This window comes from Acidovorax soli (assembly GCF_014207955.1).
GTDB lineage: Bacteria > Pseudomonadota > Gammaproteobacteria > Burkholderiales > Burkholderiaceae_C > Acidovorax > Acidovorax soli_A.
The window spans coordinates 26304-44179 of the sequence record NZ_JACHLK010000001.1; the positions used below are offsets into that span (position 1 = coordinate 26304).

Genomic DNA, 17876 nt, shown 5'->3' on the forward strand with positions numbered 1-17876 from the left:
CAAAAGTCGCTATGACACACGCCCACGAAGTTTCCGATGCGGCGCTGGCAACCGCTTTGCCCGCACGCGCGCCCTCCTCTGTGCCGCCGACCGATGCAGCGCCCGCCGCGTCGGATTCCGTGGGTTCTCCCTGGCTCAAGCTCTCTGCAACCGCGGCCGCCAGTGCGGCCCTCGCCGCCTGCGGTGGCGGCGAGGCCGAGGCCGAAGCGCCCCAGGCCCTGCGCCAGGCCGACAACGCGCCCCATGTACCGCTGCTGGGCGACATGGGCGGCTCGGGCTCCTTCCGCTCGGACCAGGCGGCCAGCCGCACACCCACGCCCGACGAGTTGATGGACTGGGCGGAGATGGTGTTCCCGCAGTACTTCGACTCGCACCAGGCCACCATCACCAACGGCGCGCTCGTCTTCCGCTACTACAGCGGCACGCGCAACTACCTGGGGGTGTACCAGGGCAATGTCGTGGTACTGGGCCCGCCCACCAACAACGCCGTGGTCAACGTCGGCGCACTGGCCAGCTTTGGCGAAGCGGTCTTCTCCAGTGGCCGGCCGCTCAACGACCCGGAGGCCGCGCGCTTCCTGCTGCAGGCGGGCTTTGCGGCCACCACGCAGGACATCGCCACGGTGCGCTCCATCGGCTTCGACGCCTGGCTGAACTCGCAGTTCAACGCCCCCATCGGCATCTCGGGCTGGGAGTGGCTCAACCAGCGTGGCTATGCCACCGTGGACAACTCCACGGCCTACTACGACAACACCTACCCCGGCGACTGCATGATCTGGTCGCAGCTCATGACCTCGCCCGACAGCCTGCGCAAGCGGGTCGCACTGGCGCTGTCGGAGATCTTCGTGGTCTCGCTCTCGGGCCTGGACTTCAACTGGCGCAGCCATGCGATCGCGCACTACTGGGACACGCTGGTCACCCACTCCTTCGGCAACTTCCGCAACCTGCTGCAGGACGTGTCGCTGAACCCGGCCATGGGCTACTACCTCAACACGCGCGGCAACCAGAAGGAGAACGCCGCCACGGGCCGCCAGCCCGACGAGAACTATGCACGCGAGGTCATGCAGCTGATGTCGATCGGGCTGGTCATGCTCAACATCGACGGCACCGTGCGCCGCGACGGTACGGGCCAACCCATCGAAAGCTACAGCCAGTCCGACGTGACCAACCTGGCGCGGGTCTTCACGGGCTATGACTACAACCAGTCGCTGAACCAGCAGGGTACCGTGCCCGGCACCACGCGCACGATACCCAACACGGCGTTCACGCGGCTGTCCATGTCGCTCAACGCCTCGCTGCACTCCAATCTGGCGGTGAGTTTCCTGGGGACCAACATCCCGGCCAACACGCCCGGTGCCACGGCCCTGGCGATGGCCATGGACACACTGTTCTACCACGGCAACGTGGCGCCCTTCATCTGCAAGCAGCTGATCCAGCGCCTGGTCACCAGCAACCCTTCTCCGGACTATGTGGCACGCGTGGCCACGGTGTTCAACAACAACGGGGCCAGCGTGCGCGGCGACCTGAAGGCGGTGGTCCGCGCCATCCTGCTCGATGACGAGGCGCGCTCCTCCGCCGGCCTCACGCAGCCGGGCTTCGGCAAGCTGCGCGAGCCCATGCTGCGCCTTGTGCAGTGGGGCCGCACCTTCAACATCAGCTCCGCCTTCGGCAGCTGGAAGATTGGGGACACCAGTTCGGCGGCATCGCGGCTGGGCCAGAGCCCGCTGCGCTCGCCCTCGGTGTTCAACTTCTTCCGGCCTGGCTACGTCCCTCCTTCCACCGCGCTGGCGCAGGCCGGCGCCGTGGCGCCCGAGTTCCAGCTGGTCAACGAGAGCAGCGTGGGCGGCTACCTCAACTACATGCAGGGTGTGATCCGCAACGGCATCTACGTGAATGCACCGGATGTCCCCTTCAACAGCAGCAACGGCACCAACGGCTACGACATCAAGGCGCTGTACACCCACGAAATGGTGCTGGTCGTCGATCCCGACGCGCTGGTCGCGCGCATCAACCTGCTGATGTGTGCAGGCCAGCTGTCGGCGGCCACGGTGAAATTGATCAGCGATGCCATCAAGGCCACGCCGGTCACAGCTGCGAGCACCGATGCCGTCAAGCTCAACCGCATCGCGGCAGCGATATTCCTGGTCATGGCTTCGGCCGAGTACCTCATCCAGAAATAAGAGGACACGCTGCCATGCACCTGCTCCAACCCGAACTCCACACCCGCCGGGCCTTTCTGCGCCGCAGCGGCCAACTGGGCCTGGCCGGAACCGCCCTGCCCTTTGCGCTGAACCTGGCCGCCATGGGCGAAGCCGCAGCCTTCACCGCCACCGACTACAAGGCCCTGGTCTGCGTGTTTCTCTACGGCGGCAACGACTATGCCAACACCGTGGTCACCTACGACGACCCCAGCTACCTCAAGTACAGCGCCATCCGCGGCGGCAACGGCCTCGCTGGCGGCGGCATCGCCATTCCCAAGGCGGAGCTGGCCAACACGCTGCTCAATCCCACGGCCGCACTGCCCGGTGGGCGCCAGTACGCACTGCACCCGGCCATGCCGGGGCTCACCGGCCTGTTCAACAGCGGCAAGGCCGCCGTACAGCTCAATGTCGGCCCCCTCGTGGTGCCACTGACCAAGGCCCAGTACAACGGCTCCAACCGCAGCCTGTACCCGCTGCCGCCCAAGCTGTTCTCGCACAACGACCAGCAGTCGGTCTGGCAGTCGTCCTCGCCCGAAGGCTCGACCATTGGCTGGGGCGGCAACATCGGCGACCTGGCCCTGTCGTCCAACGCCAACTCGCTGTTCACCTGCATTTCGGTGACAGGCAATGCGGTCTTCCTCTCGGGCGACTCGGCGCTGCAGTACCAGGTCAGCACGGGCGGTGCGATCCCCATCAATGGCGTCAAAAACAGCGTCTACGGCTCCACCGCCGTGCGCACGGCCTTGACCAGCCTGATCCAGCAAACCAGCGCCCAGACCCTGGAGAACGAGTACAACCGCGTGACCACGCGCGCCGTGACCTCCGAATCGCTGATCACCACCGGCATCGCCGGCGTGAACCTGGCGACGCCGTTCCCCGCCAACAATGGCCTGGCCGACCAGCTCAAGATGGTGGCGCGCCTGATCGGTGCGCGTGGCACCCTGGGCACCAAGCGCCAGGTGTTCATGGTGTCCATGGGCGGCTTCGACCTGCACGACAACCTGATCTCACAACAGCCCGGACTGATGCAGCGCCTGAGCGATGCCATGACGGCGTTCCACAACGCCACGGTCGAACTCGGCCTGGCCGACAAGGTGACGGCCTTCACCGCATCCGATTTCGGCCGCACGCTCAACTCCAACGGCGATGGCTCCGACCACGGCTGGGGCAGCCACCACCTGATGGTGGGTGGCGCCGTCAAGGGCAAGGCCTTCTACGGCTCGGCCCCACCGGTCAGCAACACCAACACCACTGCCGCCGAGGACCAGTGGCATGTGGGCCAGGGCCGCCTGCTGCCCAGCACCTCGGTGGACCAGTACGCAGCCACCCTGGCCAAATGGTTCGGCGTGAGCAGCACCGAACTGGCAGGGGTGCTGCCCAACCTGAGCCACTTCGGCGGCGCCGAGTACCCCGTGGATCTGGGCTTCATGAATGCATGATGTGAGCCCCCCCTGAGTCGCTTCGCGCCTTCACCCCCAGCGCGGCGGGGCGGCCCTTGCGCGGGGGCGCTGGCCTCTGGCGTGCCAGTTTCATGCGCCGCGGGCGGAGCGTGGCGCAGCAGGTAACCTTTAGGGGCCCGGCAGACTGCCCATAATGCAGCCATGAGCAGCATTCCCAACACAGCCATCCGCCCCCGGGTCGTCATCGTCGGTTGCGGATTCGGCGGGCTGGAGGCGGCCCGCGCACTGCGCGGCAGTGCCATCGATGTCACCGTGGTCGACAAGACCAACCACCACCTGTTCCAGCCCCTGCTCTACCAGGTGGCCACGGCCGGGCTCTCGGCGCCGGCCATTGCTGCCCCGGTGCGCCACCTGTTTCGCAAGCAGCCCAATGTGACCACCTTGCTCGGCGAGGTGGAGCGCATCGACGTGGCCGAGCGCCAGGTGCTGCTGCAGGGCGGCGATGCCCTGCCCTACGACCACCTGATCGTGGCGGCGGGCGCCACCCACAGCTACTTCGGCCGCGACGACTGGGCTGCGTTTGCCCCCGGCCTGAAGACGCTGGACGATGCCTTCGAGATCCGCCGCCGCATCCTGCTGGCCTTCGAGGCCGCCGAACGCGAGAACGACCCCGCCCGGCGCGCCGCCTGGCTCAATTTCGTGGTGGTGGGCGGTGGACCCACCGGCGTGGAGATGGCCGGAACCCTGGCCGAGATCGCGCGCCACACGCTGCCGGGCGAATTCCGCCACATCGACCCGGCGAGCGCAAAGATCATCCTGCTTGAAGGGGGCACGCGCGTGCTGCAGGCCATGCCCGAGGCCCTGAGCCAGCGCGCCAAGGAGCAGTTGGAAAAGCTGGGGGTCGAGGTGCGCGTGGATGCACGGGTCACCGCCATCGACGCCACCGGCCTCACCGTGGCCGGCCCCGCACCGGGCGGGGACCCGGCGGCCACCAGCTACACCATTCCCAGCCAGTGCATCGTGTGGGGCGCGGGCGTGGCTGCATCGCCGCTGGGCCGGCTGCTGGCCGAGGCCACGGGCAGTACCACGGACCGCGCCGGCCGGTTGGTGGTGGAGCCGGACCTCAGCATTCCTGGCCACCCCGAGATCAGCGTCGTGGGCGACCTGGCCGCAGCCAAAAGCCATGTGCCTGGCCAGGAGCCCACGCCCGTACCCGGCGTCTCCCCCGGCGCCAAGCAGATGGGCCGCGCCGCAGCCGCCAACGTGCTGCGCCGCCTGGCCGGCCAACCCTCCCAACCCTTCCGCTACCGCGACTACGGCAACCTCGCCACCATCGGCCGCAATGCCGCCGTGGTGGACCTCGCTTCGCCCATGGGCCCCGTGCGCTTTTCAGGCTACTTCGCCTGGCTGTTCTGGCTCTTCGCCCACGTCTACTTCCTCATCGGCTTTCGCAACCGTCTGGTCGTGCTCATGGACTGGGGCTGGGCCTACTGGAGCTTTGCGCGCTACGCGCGTGTGGTGACGGGCATCGAAGGCGCCAAGAAGCAGCTGCAGGAATAGAACCCACAGCCTGTGCGCATGCGCTGCCCAAGCCAGGGCAGCCGTGCAAGGGCCGCCCCGCCGCACGGGCTGCGTCCCCCTTCCCGAATGGCACAGCCATTCGAGAGAAGGGGGAAGGCGCGAAGCGCCTCAGGGGGATGTACCGAATGCAGTCAATACCCAGCGCCAATCGCCAGCGGCAGGAAGCTATCGACCGGCCCCAGCACCCCCGGTGCCGAACCCACCTGGGAGTAGCTCAACTGGCCGTTGCTGATGGACAGGATGGTGCCCGTGTCGCGGTAGAAGCGGTAGTACTGGTTGCCCGCCGTCAGCGAAGGCGCGAACGACGGCTTGAACATGGTGGGGAAAGTGTCTTCCGCGTAGTTGAACAACCGGTCTTCGGCCCGCGTGACCACGGCCTTGAAGGGCGCCAGCCCACCAGCCTGGCCCAGGCCGGTGAAATCCATCACGTAGCTGATGGAGCCGGTGGAAGGATCGACCTTGAACAGCTTGGTGAATGCGGCACCGTACAGGGTGTTGCTGTCGCCCTCGGCCAGGCCGTAGACCGAGGTCGCCAGGCCGAAGTTGCCGACGTTGGCCGACTGCTGGTTGTTGCGCAGGTTGACGATGCCCAGCGAGTCGTTCTCGCCCGCAAAGAACAGGCGGCCATTGAGGTAGGCCAGGTCGCCCGCCGACTGCGACGGCAGCGTGCCGACAATGGTGGACTGCGCGTTGTCGGGGTTGATCTGGTAGAGGTTCTTGTTGGTGCTGGAAGCGCCGAACAGCCGGCCGCTGCCATCGAAGGTCAGCGCGTTGGCACCGTTGATGCCGTGCCTGCCGATCAGCGTGGCCGCGCCCGCCGCATCCAGGCGGTACAGCGAGGTGAAGGTCATGACATACAGCGTGCCGGCAGCATTGGTGGCGATGTCGGTGATGGAGCCATCCACCGAGGGGCGAGACACCAGGGTCAGGGACTTGGCGTCCACGTCGACGAGCATGATCTTGCCGCTGTCCTGCACATAGAGCTTGTCACCGGCCCAGGCGGTGGTGGTGGCAGCGGCGGTGGCGACAAGGGCGATGGTGGCAGCGCAGGCAGAGCGCAGCAGCGATGGCTTGAAGAACATACGGGAAATTACCTCGGCAAGGAACGTGGATCGGAGCCCGTGGACGGGCCGCAAGCCGGTGTGCCATCCCGCCTCGCACCCACGGGGTCGGGGGACGGGGGAACCGGCGAAGGGCGGCAGCCAGCGCGGGGCTGATTGCAGCGCCAGGAACGTACTGACGATCCATGCGAAGCCGTGCCGGGCAGTGCCTGCGGGGCTGCCTGGCAAGGGTCTTGTGCGGCCCCGAACAGATCGTCAACACGGCCCGGACCATTATGGAAGAGCGCCCCTGGCTCCGGCACCCTACCAAGGTAGGGTTTGGGCGCCATACACAAAGTGTTTCATCCCGTGGTGGTGCCGCAAGCACCCGGGGCTTCAGCGCACCACGACCTGCTCCAGCCATTCGTCGAGTTCGCGCGCGACCTGGTTCGCGGCGTCGGCCAGGGCGCGCGTGCCGCCGGCTGCATCGGCCGTGGCGGCCGGGCGTTGCACGATGAAGACGCGCTGGCCCACCAGGTTCTCGCCCAGGCCGGTGGGCTCGGCCACGGTGGCGCGCAGGCGCAGCAGCGCGGCGCTGTCGGAGGCACTCGTGAACACCTGGCTGAACTCTTCGAGTTCCATGCGCAGCACGGTAGGCCGCTTGTTGGCCACACGCGCCTGCACCGCTGCATCGCTGGTGTTCAGGATGGCCCGGCGCAGGCCCAGGTGCTCGCGGATGCGCTGTTGCACCAGCGTGGCCGGCGGCTGGCTCCAGCGTGCCTGCGCATAGGGGCGCGGCTGCTGGGCGTCGGCATAGGCCAGGCGGTAGAGCACCGCGGTGCTGCTCTCGGGCATGCCGGTGGCCTCCACATCGGCCAGGGCCAGCGGCGGCAGCGGCGCGCGGCGGTCGCTGGGCGCCGTGGCCATGGCACCGGGGCCGAAGTCGTACTGCACGGCCCGCACCGGCGGTGCGGGCAGGGCCGAACATCCGGCCAGCACGGCGGCGGCACACACCAGGGCAAGGCCCCGAAGGCCCGGGCGGTTTGGTGCGGCGCGTTGGATATCCAGCATGGCGATGTACTCCTTGAATTCGTCGGACAGCGTGGACACCATCAGCGCGCGCCGCCCGGTGCGGCAAAGCCTTCTTCGCCCGGCCCCGGGGGGATGCGGCCCGCGCCGTAGATGAAGGACTGCGGGTTGTCACTGACACTGTTGGCGGCCCGCCCGATCTGGCGCGCCGTGCGCGACAGTTCATCGGCCGCGCGCGTGACGCGCGGCAGCGTGTTGCTGCCCAGCGCGTCGGCCGCGCGCGTGAGTGCCTGCGTGCCCTGGGTGATCTGGTCAATGGCCCCGCCTTCGGCCGCCAGCCGCTGGTTCGTGGCGTTGATGCCCGCGGCCATGTCCGACACGCTGGTGCCGGCCTTCTGCAGCGACTGCAGGGTCTGGCGCGCGTCGCCGGTCAGCGCGGGCAGGGAGGCCAGGGCCGGGTCGATGCGGGTCTGCACGGTGGTATCCAACCGCTTGGTGAGCGCGCTGACATTGCCGGCCGCCTGGCCGATGTTGCCGATGGCCTCGGTCAGCAGCTTCTGGTTGTTGTCGCCCAGCAGCTGGTTGATGCGGCGCGTGGCTTCCTCGACCTGGCCCAGGATGGCCGGCGCCTGTTCGGCCAGGCGGCCGAAGGGCGAAGGCTTGAGCGGCAGGCGCGGCAGGCCGCTCGGGCCGGGCGGCAGCTCCGGATAGGGCGACGCGGCATCGTCGAGCTGCACATGGGCCAGGCCGGTGACGCCCTGGTAGCCCAGCACGGCGAAGGTGTTGGGGCTGATCGGGGCCTGCTCGTTCACCGCGATGCGGATCAGCACGTTGCCATTGACCTGCGGGTCAAAGCCGATGCGCGTGACCTTGCCCACGGCCACGCCCTTGTAGCGCACGGTGGCCTGGGGCTGCAGTCCGCTCACGCCGTCCTTGGTGGACAGCTCGTACTGCTCGTAGTTGGCGTTGTCGCGCGTGAGCCAGATCGCCAGGCCCGCCAGCATGGCAGCCACCACGATGACGAAGATGCCGGCGGCGAGTGCATGGGATTTGTTTTCCATCAGGCGTCCTTGGAAGTCTGCGTTGTCGGGGCCGCGGCCGGCTGCCCGGGCACGCCTGCCAGGGGGGCCATGGCGCGCTGGCCTCGCTCCCCCATGAAGAAATGCTCGATGAACGGGTGCTTGACGCGTGCCACCTCGGTGGGTGGCCCGGTGACGATGACCTTCTTGTCGGCCAGCACGGCCACCCGCGTGGACAGGGCGAACAGGGTATCGAGGTCGTGCGTGACCATGACCACCGTGAGGCCCAGCGCCGCATGCAGCTCGCGCAGCAGCGCACAGAACTCGTCGGCGCTGTTCGGGTCGAGCCCGGCGGTGGGTTCGTCGAGCAGCAGCAGCGGAGGGTCCATGATGAGCGCGCGCGCCAGCGCCACGCGCTTGACCATGCCGCCCGACAGGTCGGCCGGCATGCGGCTGGCATGCTCGGGCTTGAGCCCCACCATCTGCAGCTTGACCAGCGCCGCATCGCGCACCAGCTCGTCGGGCAGCGTGCCCTGCTCGCGCAGCGCGAAGGCCACGTTGTCGAGCACGTTGAAGGCCGAGAACAGCGCGCCATGCTGGAACAGCATGCCCACACGGCTGGCGGCCCCCGCACGCCCCATCTCGGAAGCCGGCCGGCCGAGCACGGTGACCGTGCCGCGCGCGGGCCGGGCCAGGCCCAGGATCTGGCGCAGCAGCACCGTCTTGCCCGTGCCCGAGCCCCCCACCAGCGACAGCATCTCGCCACGCTGCACGGTGAACTCCAGGTCCTGGTGCACGGCGAAGGCCTCGCTGCCCTTGCCGAACACGCTCCACAGGCCCTTGACCTCGACCACGGGCGGTGTGCCCGGGGGCACGGCCAGCGCCTGGGGCCTGTTGGCGGGAGAAGCGGTGGGGGCAGTGACTGTCGTGGCCATGGCGTCAGATCCCGATGCTCTTGAAGGCGATGGCAAACAGCGCGTCCACGATGATGACCATGGTGATGGAGGTGACCACCGAGGCCGTGGTGCCCTCGCCCAGGCTCTGGGTGTTGGGTTTGACGCGCAGGCCCCAGTGGCAGCCGATGAGCGCGATGCAGGCGCCGAAGACCACCGACTTGGTCATGGCCAGGGTCAGGTTGCCCACCTTCACGGCGGCCGGCAGGGCCTGCACGAAGTAGGCGGGCGAGATGTCCATGGCGATGTCGGCCGCGAGCATGCCGCCGGCCAGCGCCGCCAGCGTGGTCCAGACGCTGATCAGCGGCATGGCCAGCGCCAGCGCCAGCGTGCGCGGCATCACCAGCCGAAAGCCGTGCGGGATGCCCATGACGCGCATGGCGTCGAGCTCCTCGGTCACGCGCATCACGCCGATCTGCGCGGTGATGGACGACCCCGAACGCCCCGCCACCAGGATGGCCGCGAGCATGGGCCCGAGTTCGCGGATCAGCGAGATCCCGAGGATGTTGACGATGAAGGACTCGGCACCGAACTGGCGCAGCTGCAGCGACATCAGGTAGGCCAGCACCACCCCGATCAGAAATCCGACCAGCGCCGTGATCGGCAGCGCCGTGGCCCCCATGCGGTACAGATGGCCCGACACATCGCGCCAGGGACCGCGCTGGGGCGCGCGCGCCAGGCGCAGCAGGTCCAGCACCAGCTGGCCCACCATCTGCAGCATGTGGCGCGCATGGTCCACGCCATGCAGCACCAGGAGCCCCAAGTGGTCCACCTCCTGGGCCAGGCGCCAGGGTTCGGGCGGCGGTGGCTCAGCCACGGTGAACCCGGCCACGCGCTCCAGGATGTCCCGCTGGATGTCGGTCGCCATCAGGCGCGCAGGCCAGGCACGGCCCCAGTGGTTCCACAGCAATTGCGCGCCCACGTGGTCCAGCCACTGCAGCTCGCGCAGGTCCCAGCCCAGCCCGGCAGTGGCCGGCTGCGCCTGGAGCTGGACGGACAAAGCCTTCCATTGCCTGCGTGTGCCCAGCTCGGCAGCCCCCCAGCGGCCATGCAGCAGCAGCCCCGGTCCTTCGGGGGTGTTGGTGCGGGCAATGCGCGGAGCTGGGTCGGTCATGGAACGGGCGGCGCAAGCCACCGGCAAGAGGGTAGGGGAAGCATGGTAGCGGAGCCGATGGCCCGCAGGTAGGACAAGCCCTCGCGTGCAAGCACGACACGGGCCCGAATGCTTGCAATTATTATCAAATTGCTTGCAATCGCAACCGCTGCAAGCCATGCGAGCTACAAACTTGCTAGCAAGCCGCGTTTACCCCCTCGACACCGCGGGCACGGTCCGCACAATGGCGCCGACCCCTCCGATCAACCTGCGCCAAGCCCTTGCCACACCGTATTTCCCATGAGCGACACCACGTTTGACCACATCATCATCGGCGGCGGCACAGCGGGTGCCCTGCTGTGCAACCGCCTGAGCGCCGACGGCCGCAAGCGCGTGCTGCTCATCGAGGCGGGCCGCAAAGATGATTACCACTGGATACACATTCCCGTGGGCTACCTGTATTGCATTGGCAACCCGCGCACCGACTGGCTCTACAACACCGAGCCCGACGCGGGCCTGAACGGCCGCACCCTGCGCTACCCGCGCGGCAAGACGCTGGGCGGCTGCAGCAGCATCAACGGCATGATCTACATGCGCGGCCAGGCGCGCGACTACGACCAGTGGGCCGAACTCACCGGCGATGCGAGCTGGCGCTGGGACAACGCCCTGCCCTACTTCCGCCGCCACGAGGACCACTGGCGCCTGGACCAGCCCGGCGGCGTGAACGAGAACTTCAAGCGCCTGCATGGCAACAAGTCCACTGGCAGCACCGGCGAGTGGCGCGTGGAAAAACAGCGCCTGCGCTGGGACGTGCTGGACGCGTTTTCCAAGGCGGCGCAACAGGCCGGCATCCCGGCCACCGACGACTTCAATGGCGGCAGCAACGAGGGCGTGGGCTATTTCGAGGTCAACCAGAAGAGCGGCTGGCGCTGGAACACGGCCAAGGCCTTTCTGCGACCCACCTGCTATGGCCGGCCCAACTTCGAGATGTGGACCAACGCCCATGCCACCAAGCTCCTCATCGAGACCCAGCCGGACGGCACGCGCCGCTGCACCGGCGTGCAGGTGTGGGACGGGCACGAGATGGTGACCGCCCACGCCACCGGCGAGGTGATCCTGAGCGCGGGCGCGATCAACTCGCCCCAGCTGCTGCAGCTGTCGGGCATCGGCCCGGCCGCATTGCTCCAGCGACATGGCATCGGCGTGGTGCAGGACCTGCCCGGAGTGGGCGCCAACCTGCAGGACCACCTGCAGATCCGTGCGGTGTTCAAGGTCAACGGTGTGCCCACGCTCAACACCATGGCCAACTCGCTCTGGGGCAAGGCCAAGATCGGCATGGAATACGCGATGAAGCGCAGCGGCCCGATGAGCATGGCGCCCTCGCAGCTCGGCGCCTTCACGCGCAGCGATCCGAACCAGCCCTGGCCCAACATCGAATACCACGTGCAGCCGCTGTCGCTCGATGCCTTCGGCGAGCCGCTGCACAGCTTTCCGGCCTTCACGGCCAGCGTCTGCAACCTCAACCCCACGAGCCGCGGCACGGTGCAGATCAAGAGTGCCGACTTCCGGGCCGCACCGGCCATCGCGCCCAACTACCTGAGCACCCCCGAAGACCGCCAGGTGGCCGCCGACAGCCTGCGCGTCACGCGCCGCATCGTCGCCCAGCCCGCGCTGGCCGCCTACCAGCCCGAGGAATGGAAGCCCGGCGTGCAGTTCGAGAGCGACGAGGACCTGGCGCGCCTGGCCGGCGACATCGCCACCACCATCTTCCACCCCGTGGGCACGACGCGCATGGGCCGGGCAGACGACCCGATGGCCGTGCTCGACCCGCAACTGCGGGTGCGTGGCATCGCCGGCCTGCGCGTGGTGGATGCCGGCGCCATGCCCACCATCACCAGCGGCAACACCAACTCACCCACGCTCATGCTGGCCGAGAAGGCAGCCGAATGGATACTGGCGGCGCAGAGGGCATGAGCCCTCTCGTTCAGCGGATGCCTCCCACGTAGCGCGGGATTTCGGCCACCGGCTCCGGCACCAGGCGCTGGCGCACGGCCTGGCTGGCGGTTTCCAGCAGGGGGCGGCGCTGCGGCGCGGGGGCCGGCGCATGCACGGCCTGGTCGAGCCGGTCCGCCCATTCGGCGAGTTCGGGCACCCCGTCATCCAGCGCATGCTGGCGCGCGAAGCGCACGACCTCCAGCGCATACTCGGCGTTGACCGCCATCCACTCGGTGTCGGTCACACGGCCGGTCTTGCGGCGCAGCAGCACGTGCAGGTGCGCTGCGATGGCGAGTTTGTCGCTGTCCTGCATGGTGGCTTGCTCCTCATTGGCCAAGTCGTTCCCGGTGCTGTGCAATATCCAGGCCCGTCTGCTCGCTCTGCTCGTCCACACGCAGGCCGAGCACCAGGTTGGTGATCCACAGCAGCAGCGCCGTGCCCACCAGGCTGAACAGCATCACGGCGCCCACGCCGATGGCCTGGGTCCACAGGCTGCCCGCCACGCCGCCCACACTGCGGCTGGCCAGCACCCCCGTGAGCAGCGAGCCCACGATGCCGCCAATGCCGTGCACGCCGAAGACGTCCAGGGAGTCATCGGCGCGCAGCAGGCGCTTGAGCCCCGTCGCGCCCCAGTAGCAGGCCAGGCCGGCCACCAGGCCGATGACCACGGCCGAGCGCAGGGTGACGAAGCCGGCTGCGGGCGTGATGGCCACCAACCCGGCCACCAGGCCCGAGCACAGGCCCAGCAGGGACGGGCGCCCGCGCATGACGGCCTCGCCCAGCATCCAGGACAGCGCACCCGCCGCGGCCGCCACATGGGTGACCGCCATGGCCAGGCCCGCCCGGCCATCGGCCGCCACGGCCGAGCCCGCATTGAAGCCGAACCAGCCCACCCAGAGCATGCCCGCCCCCACCATGGTCAGTGCCAGGCTGTAAGGCTCGAAGGGTTCGCGCCCATAGCCGCTGCGCCGCCCGAGGAACCAGGCGCACACCAGGCCCGCCACACCTGCGTTCACGTGCACCACCGAGCCCCCGGCAAAGTCGAGCGCGCCCATCTGCGCGAGCCAGCCGCCCGGCTCCCAGACCCAGTGCGCAATGGGGGCATAGATGAACACCGTCCACAGGCCGATGAACAGCAGCATCGCGGAAAAGCGCATGCGCTCGACAAAAGCGCCCACCAGCAGCGCCGCCGTGATGATCGCAAAGCTCAGCTGGAACATGGCATAGACCGATTCGGGAATGGCCGGCGCCACATGGCTCACCGCCAGCTTGCCGGCCGCCAGCTGGAAATCCAGCCCCGCGAAGCCCATGCGCTCGGTGCCGCCCAGCCAGGCACTGCCCGGCGTGAAGGCCCAGGAGTAACCGACCGCAAACCACAGCAGGCTGACCAGGGCCGCAATGGCCACCACGCTGGCCATGGTGTTGAGCACGTTCTTTCGGCGCACCATGCCGGCATAGAACAAGGCGATGCCCGGCAGCGTCATGAGCAGCACCAGCGCCGTCGAGGTCATCATCCAGGCAGTGTCGGCGGCACTGATGTTTTCCTTGGCCACCAGGCCGGGGCGAACCAGGGGAGCGGCGGCAGCGGCAGCGGCCGATGCGGCGGTTTCGGGAGCAGGGGCCTGCGCCCAGGCTGCTGCACTACAAAGCCCGAGGCACAAGGCCACGACCGCGACGAACCCATGGATGACTGCCCGCATCTGGAAGCTCCCTTTTCGCAATTTGTTACAGCGCACAACGCACAAGGCATGCCAAGCAAAAAACCGCATTTGGGGCAGACCAGGCCGGTCTCTGGCCGGTTTGCTCCCCCAAATGGGGGCGGGAAACCCCCAATGCACCAAGCGGGTGCCGCCGTTACAGTACCGTCACTCGAAAGCGCGCCCCGGTGTGCTGGACGAGGGGCCGAGGAGACATCCCTACAAGCACAACCGAACAAAGCACCCAGCGAGGTGCACCCCCTTTCCAGGCGCTGGCGATCCCAGCGCCTTTTTTATGCCCGCAACGCAGGCCGTTCCGCTAGCAAAAGCGTAGCTGGCGAGGTGCGACAATCAAGGGATGGAATGGATTTTCATCACCCTCGCTTCGCTGCTCGCCGGTTTTGTGGATGCCATCGTGGGTGGGGGCGGCCTGGTCATGGTGCCGGCCCTGTTCGCGGCATTTCCCAGCGCCGCGCCCGCCACGCTGCTGGGCACGAACAAAGCCGCCGGTGTCTGGGGCACGGCCATGGCCACCTGGCAATACAGCCGCCGCGTGCAGATGCGCTGGAGCGCCCTGCTGCCCGCTGCCGCGGCGGGCTTTGCCGGCTCGTTCGCCGGGGCCTGGGCCGTCACCGTGGTATCGCCCGACTTTCTGCGCCGGCTGCTGCCGCTGGTGCTGCTGGCCGTGCTGGCCTATACCCTGGCCAAGAAGGACATGGGCCGCCACCATGCTCCCCGCTTCCACGGCAGCGCCGAAACCGTGGCCGCCTGCCTGGTCGGCCTGGCCATCGGCTTCTATGACGGCTTCTTCGGCCCGGGCACGGGCAGTTTCTTCGTCTTTCTGTTCGTGCGCTGGCTGGGCTACGACTTTCTCAACGCCTCGGCCTCGGCCAAGCTGCTCAACACGGCCACGAATGTGGCGGCCATCGCCCTGTTCGCGGCCAAGGGCCATGTCTGGTGGCACTTTGCGGTCACCCTGGCGGTGGCCAATGTGGTGGGCAGCCTGATCGGCACGCACATGGCACTCAAGCATGGTGCGGGCTTCGTGCGGGGCATCTTCATCGTGGTGGTCGGGGCCCTGATCCTCAAGACCGGTTACGACGCCTTCCTGCGCTGAAGCGCAAGGTGATGAAACACCCCCTGAGGCGCTTCGCGCCTTCACCCCTCTCTCGCATTGCTGCGCAATGCGGGAGGGGGACGCCCCCAGCGCGGCGGGGCGGCCCTTGCGCGGAGACACTGGCATGGGTCGCGCCAGTGTCATGGGCCGCTAACGGTGCGCAGGGCCAGAGATAACTGAAAGAGGTACGCCCGCGCGCTACCAGTGCGGCAGCCGGTTGGGGAGTCGCCTCTAAAACCTGTTGTGAATTGGCATACAACCGGCCTCACACGGCATTTCGCGGTGGCGCCGGGAAAATTGCCTTCCCTATAATCGTGAACATTTCGTGACGCCAGACCTCGCAATCCGCGATGGCAGGCGCCGCATTCCCCCTCGTCTCCGGCCTGCTTACCCGCATGCCGGATTTTTTGTACCTGAAATACCCCGTACAGGATCCATCCCATGCAATTGTTCAAGGCTGTAGCCACCGCCCTCGCGCTCTGCGCCGCCTTCTCCGCCCAGGCCCGGACCCTGGATGAGGTGAAGAAGGACGGCAAGATCCTCATCGCGACCGAAGGACAGTTCGCACCCTTCAACTTCTTCAACGGCACCACGCTGACCGGCTTCGAAGTGGAAACGGCCGAGCTCGTGGCCAAGAAGATGGGCCTCACGATCCAGTGGAAGACCCTGGGCTTCGACGCCCTGCTGACCGGCCTGCGCCAGGACCGCTGGGACCTGGTGATCGCCTCGCACGGCATCACCGAAGAGCGCGCCAAGGCCGTGACCTTCACCGAGCCCCACTACTGCTCGGGCGGCATGATCATCGCGATGGACCCGGCCATCAAGAGCGCCAAGGACCTGGCCGGCAAGGTGGTCGCCGTGCAGACCGGCACCAGCTACCTCGAGAACGTGCAGAAGGTCTCGTCGATCAAGGAGATGAAGAACTTCCCCACCGACGTGGATGCCCGCAGTGCCCTGAACTCGCGCCGCGTGGACGTCTGGGTGACCGACCGCTTCGTGGCCAAGGCCGTGGCCGAGAAGAACCCCGGTGCCGGCTTCAAGCTCGGTGACATGCTGTTCATCGAGCGCATCGCCGCCGCCGTGGCCAAGGGCAACAGCTCGCTGGCCGCAGGCTGGAACAAGGCACTGGCCGAAGTGATGGCCGACGGCAGCTACGCCGCCCTGTCCAAGAAGTACTTCAACGAAGACGTCCGCTGCACGAACTGACCCCAGGTCCTGAACGGGGTTTCCCATGCTCACTGCCCTTTGGCCCGAGCGCTGGTCTCGCCAGCAGCGCAGCAACGCCACGCTCGTCTCGGCCGTCGTCCTGATGGTCCTGGCGCTGGCGCTGCTGGGCAAATTGCTCTCCTTCCTGCCCGATCCCATCGGGCCCAACGCCCAGGCCTTCTCGGACGGCGCGCGCACCACGCTGTGGCTCACTCTGGTGAGCGGCAGCCTGGGCCTGGTGCTCGGCACCGGCGCCGCACTGGCGCGCACCTCGCGCTTCGTGGCCGTGCGCTGGGTGGCCAGCTTCTACATCTGGGTCATCCGCGGCACGCCGCTGCTGGTGCAGATCCTGTTCGTCTACTTTGCACTGCCGGTGCTGGTGCCGGGCCTGAACCTGCCCGACTTCGCGGCCGCGGTGCTGGCCCTGGGACTGAACGTGGGCGCCTACAACGCCGAGGCCATCCGCGCCGGGCTGCTGGCCGTGCCGCGCGGCCAGACCGAGGCCGCCCGCGCGCTGGGCCTGGGCCGCATGCATGTCTTCCTGGACGTGGTGTTCCCGCAGGCCTTCAAGATCTCGCTGCCACCGCTCGTGAGCAACTTCGTGGCGCTGCTCAAGGATTCGTCGCTGGCCTATGCCATCGGCGTGGTGGAGCTGACCAACGTGGGCAACCGCATCCAGTCGGCCACCTTCCAGCCCATTGCCACCCTGTCCACGGTGGCCATCACCTACCTGCTGCTGACCACCCTGGTGACCCAGATCTCGAATGCCGTGGAATACCGCTTCGACGTGGAAGGGCGCAACAAATGAGCCGGCCTGCACCTTTCATCGTCGTCAAGCAGGTCTGCAAGTCCTTCGGCAGCCACCAGGTGCTGCGCGATGTCTCCACCGTGTTCAACACGGGCGAGGTCACCGTGATCATCGGCGCCTCGGGCTCGGGCAAGAGCACGCTGCTGCGCGCCATCAACCGCCTGGAGCCGCACGACAGCGGCAGCATCACCATCGGCGGCGAGCCGGTGGGCGACGACCAGCACACGCTGCAAAAGCAGCGCAGCGAGGTCGGCATGGTATTCCAGCAGTTCAACCTGTTCGGCCACATGAGCGTGCTGGACAACGTGACGCTGGCGCCGCGGCGCATCCGCCGCACGCCGCGCGCGCAGGCCAACGAGCAGGCCATGGCCCTGCTGCGCCGCGTGGGCATGCAGGACCACGCGCACAAGTACCCCTGGCAGCTGTCGGGCGGCCAGCAGCAGCGCGTGGCGATCGCGCGCGCCCTGGCCATGCAGCCCAAGGTGATGCTGTTCGACGAGCCCACCTCGGCCCTGGACCCGGAAATGGTGCAGGAAGTGCTGGACGTGATGCGCGAGCTGGCCCGCGGCGGCATGACCATGATCGTCGTGACACACGAAATGGGCTTCGCGCGCGAGGTGTCCGACCGCGTGATGTTCTTCGACCAGGGGCGCATCGCACACGATGCGCCACCTGCCGAGTTCTTCAGCAACCCCGCCAACGACCGCATCCGCGCCTTCATCGGCCGCATGGGTGCCTGA

15 protein-coding genes are annotated in these 17876 nt (G+C 67.9%); 8 read left to right on the forward strand and 7 right to left on the reverse strand.

The genetic code is table 11. The annotated features are described in order from the left end of the window. Positions 1–11: 11 nt before the first annotated feature. The 3 genes from HNP48_RS00155 (at position 12) to HNP48_RS00165 (ending at position 5158) form a co-directional block, all read left to right on the forward strand. Positions 12–2177 (forward strand): DUF1800 family protein, encoded by a 2166-nt coding sequence (locus HNP48_RS00155; RefSeq protein WP_184854832.1) that lies wholly within the window; start codon positions 12–14, stop codon positions 2175–2177. 14 nt (positions 2178–2191) lie between these two features. Further along, positions 2192–3637 (forward strand): DUF1501 domain-containing protein, encoded by a 1446-nt coding sequence (locus HNP48_RS00160; protein WP_184854833.1) that lies wholly within the window; start codon positions 2192–2194, stop codon positions 3635–3637. Positions 3638–3799: 162 nt separating this feature from the next. Continuing rightward, a complete protein-coding gene (locus HNP48_RS00165) occupies positions 3800–5158 on the forward strand; it encodes an NAD(P)/FAD-dependent oxidoreductase (RefSeq protein WP_184854834.1) in 1359 nt (452 codons plus the stop codon). Between the two features lie 152 nt (positions 5159–5310). Here HNP48_RS00165 and HNP48_RS00170 read toward each other — a convergent pair whose 3' ends face one another. The 5 genes from HNP48_RS00170 to HNP48_RS00190 form a co-directional block, all read right to left on the reverse strand. Continuing rightward, entirely contained in the window at positions 5311–6261 is a 951-nt protein-coding gene (locus HNP48_RS00170; protein WP_184854835.1) for a hypothetical protein, read from the reverse strand. Between the two features lie 354 nt (positions 6262–6615). Then, complete coding sequence (locus HNP48_RS00175; protein WP_184855623.1) at positions 6616–7290, reverse strand: ABC-type transport auxiliary lipoprotein family protein; 675 nt, start codon at positions 7288–7290, stop codon at positions 6616–6618. 41 nt (positions 7291–7331) lie between these two features. Beyond that, complete coding sequence (locus HNP48_RS00180; RefSeq protein WP_184854836.1) at positions 7332–8309, reverse strand: MlaD family protein; 978 nt, start codon at positions 8307–8309, stop codon at positions 7332–7334. Next, a complete protein-coding gene (locus tag HNP48_RS00185; RefSeq protein ID WP_260420035.1) occupies positions 8309–9202 on the reverse strand; it encodes an ABC transporter ATP-binding protein in 894 nt (297 codons plus the stop codon). Before HNP48_RS00185 ends, HNP48_RS00180 begins: the two co-directional genes overlap by 1 nt. Positions 9203–9206: 4 nt before the next feature. Further along, positions 9207–10334 carry an ABC transporter permease gene (locus HNP48_RS00190; protein ID WP_184854837.1) on the reverse strand — a complete coding sequence of 376 codons (1128 nt, stop codon included), beginning with the start codon at positions 10332–10334 and terminating at the stop codon, positions 9207–9209. A 279-nt stretch (positions 10335–10613) separates the two neighbouring features. Between HNP48_RS00190 and HNP48_RS00195 the strand changes: the two genes are divergently transcribed. Further along, complete coding sequence (locus HNP48_RS00195; RefSeq protein WP_184854838.1) at positions 10614–12287, forward strand: GMC family oxidoreductase; 1674 nt, start codon at positions 10614–10616, stop codon at positions 12285–12287. 10 nt (positions 12288–12297) lie between these two features. Here HNP48_RS00195 and HNP48_RS00200 read toward each other — a convergent pair whose 3' ends face one another. Further along, positions 12298–12621, reverse strand: a complete 324-nt coding sequence (locus HNP48_RS00200) for a hypothetical protein (RefSeq protein ID WP_184854839.1) — start codon at positions 12619–12621, stop codon at positions 12298–12300. A 13-nt stretch (positions 12622–12634) separates the two neighbouring features. Next, a complete protein-coding gene (locus HNP48_RS00205; protein ID WP_184854840.1) occupies positions 12635–14008 on the reverse strand; it encodes an ammonium transporter in 1374 nt (457 codons plus the stop codon). A gap of 355 nt (positions 14009–14363) precedes the next feature. Here HNP48_RS00205 and HNP48_RS00210 point away from each other — a divergent pair, with 355 nt between their 5' ends. From HNP48_RS00210 to HNP48_RS00225, 4 genes are all read left to right on the forward strand, one after another. Beyond that, the gene (locus tag HNP48_RS00210; protein WP_184854841.1) at positions 14364–15122 is read left to right on the forward strand and encodes a TSUP family transporter; all 759 of its coding nucleotides are present in this window, start codon (positions 14364–14366) and stop codon (positions 15120–15122) included. 441 nt (positions 15123–15563) lie between these two features. Next, positions 15564–16328, forward strand: a complete 765-nt coding sequence (locus HNP48_RS00215) for an ABC transporter substrate-binding protein (RefSeq protein ID WP_184854842.1) — start codon at positions 15564–15566, stop codon at positions 16326–16328. Between the two features lie 25 nt (positions 16329–16353). Then, positions 16354–17136 carry an amino acid ABC transporter permease gene (locus tag HNP48_RS00220; protein ID WP_184854843.1) on the forward strand — a complete coding sequence of 261 codons (783 nt, stop codon included), beginning with the start codon at positions 16354–16356 and terminating at the stop codon, positions 17134–17136. Beyond that, the gene (locus HNP48_RS00225) at positions 17133–17876 is read left to right on the forward strand and encodes an amino acid ABC transporter ATP-binding protein (protein ID WP_184854844.1); all 744 of its coding nucleotides are present in this window, start codon (positions 17133–17135) and stop codon (positions 17874–17876) included. Before HNP48_RS00220 ends, HNP48_RS00225 begins: the two co-directional genes overlap by 4 nt.

Bases quoted from the DNA above. Each gene is read 5' to 3' on its own strand.
- HNP48_RS00155 (WP_184854832.1), top strand. From the start codon at position 12: ATGACACACGCCCACGAAGTTTCCGATGCGGCGCTGGCAACCGCTTTG.
- HNP48_RS00160 (WP_184854833.1), top strand. From the start codon at position 2,192: ATGCACCTGCTCCAACCCGAACTCCACACCCGCCGGGCCTTTCTGCGC.
- HNP48_RS00165 (WP_184854834.1), top strand. From the start codon at position 3,800: ATGAGCAGCATTCCCAACACAGCCATCCGCCCCCGGGTCGTCATCGTC.
- HNP48_RS00170 (WP_184854835.1), bottom strand. From the start codon at position 6,261: ATGTTCTTCAAGCCATCGCTGCTGCGCTCTGCCTGCGCTGCCACCATC.
- HNP48_RS00175 (WP_184855623.1), bottom strand. From the start codon at position 7,290: ATGCTGGATATCCAACGCGCCGCACCAAACCGCCCGGGCCTTCGGGGC.
- HNP48_RS00180 (WP_184854836.1), bottom strand. From the start codon at position 8,309: ATGGAAAACAAATCCCATGCACTCGCCGCCGGCATCTTCGTCATCGTG.
- HNP48_RS00185 (WP_260420035.1), bottom strand. From the start codon at position 9,202: ATGGCCACGACAGTCACTGCCCCCACCGCTTCTCCCGCCAACAGGCCC.
- HNP48_RS00190 (WP_184854837.1), bottom strand. From the start codon at position 10,334: ATGACCGACCCAGCTCCGCGCATTGCCCGCACCAACACCCCCGAAGGA.
- HNP48_RS00195 (WP_184854838.1), top strand. From the start codon at position 10,614: ATGAGCGACACCACGTTTGACCACATCATCATCGGCGGCGGCACAGCG.
- HNP48_RS00200 (WP_184854839.1), bottom strand. From the start codon at position 12,621: ATGCAGGACAGCGACAAACTCGCCATCGCAGCGCACCTGCACGTGCTG.
- HNP48_RS00205 (WP_184854840.1), bottom strand. From the start codon at position 14,008: ATGCGGGCAGTCATCCATGGGTTCGTCGCGGTCGTGGCCTTGTGCCTC.
- HNP48_RS00210 (WP_184854841.1), top strand. From the start codon at position 14,364: ATGGAATGGATTTTCATCACCCTCGCTTCGCTGCTCGCCGGTTTTGTG.
- HNP48_RS00215 (WP_184854842.1), top strand. From the start codon at position 15,564: ATGCAATTGTTCAAGGCTGTAGCCACCGCCCTCGCGCTCTGCGCCGCC.
- HNP48_RS00220 (WP_184854843.1), top strand. From the start codon at position 16,354: ATGCTCACTGCCCTTTGGCCCGAGCGCTGGTCTCGCCAGCAGCGCAGC.
- HNP48_RS00225 (WP_184854844.1), top strand. From the start codon at position 17,133: ATGAGCCGGCCTGCACCTTTCATCGTCGTCAAGCAGGTCTGCAAGTCC.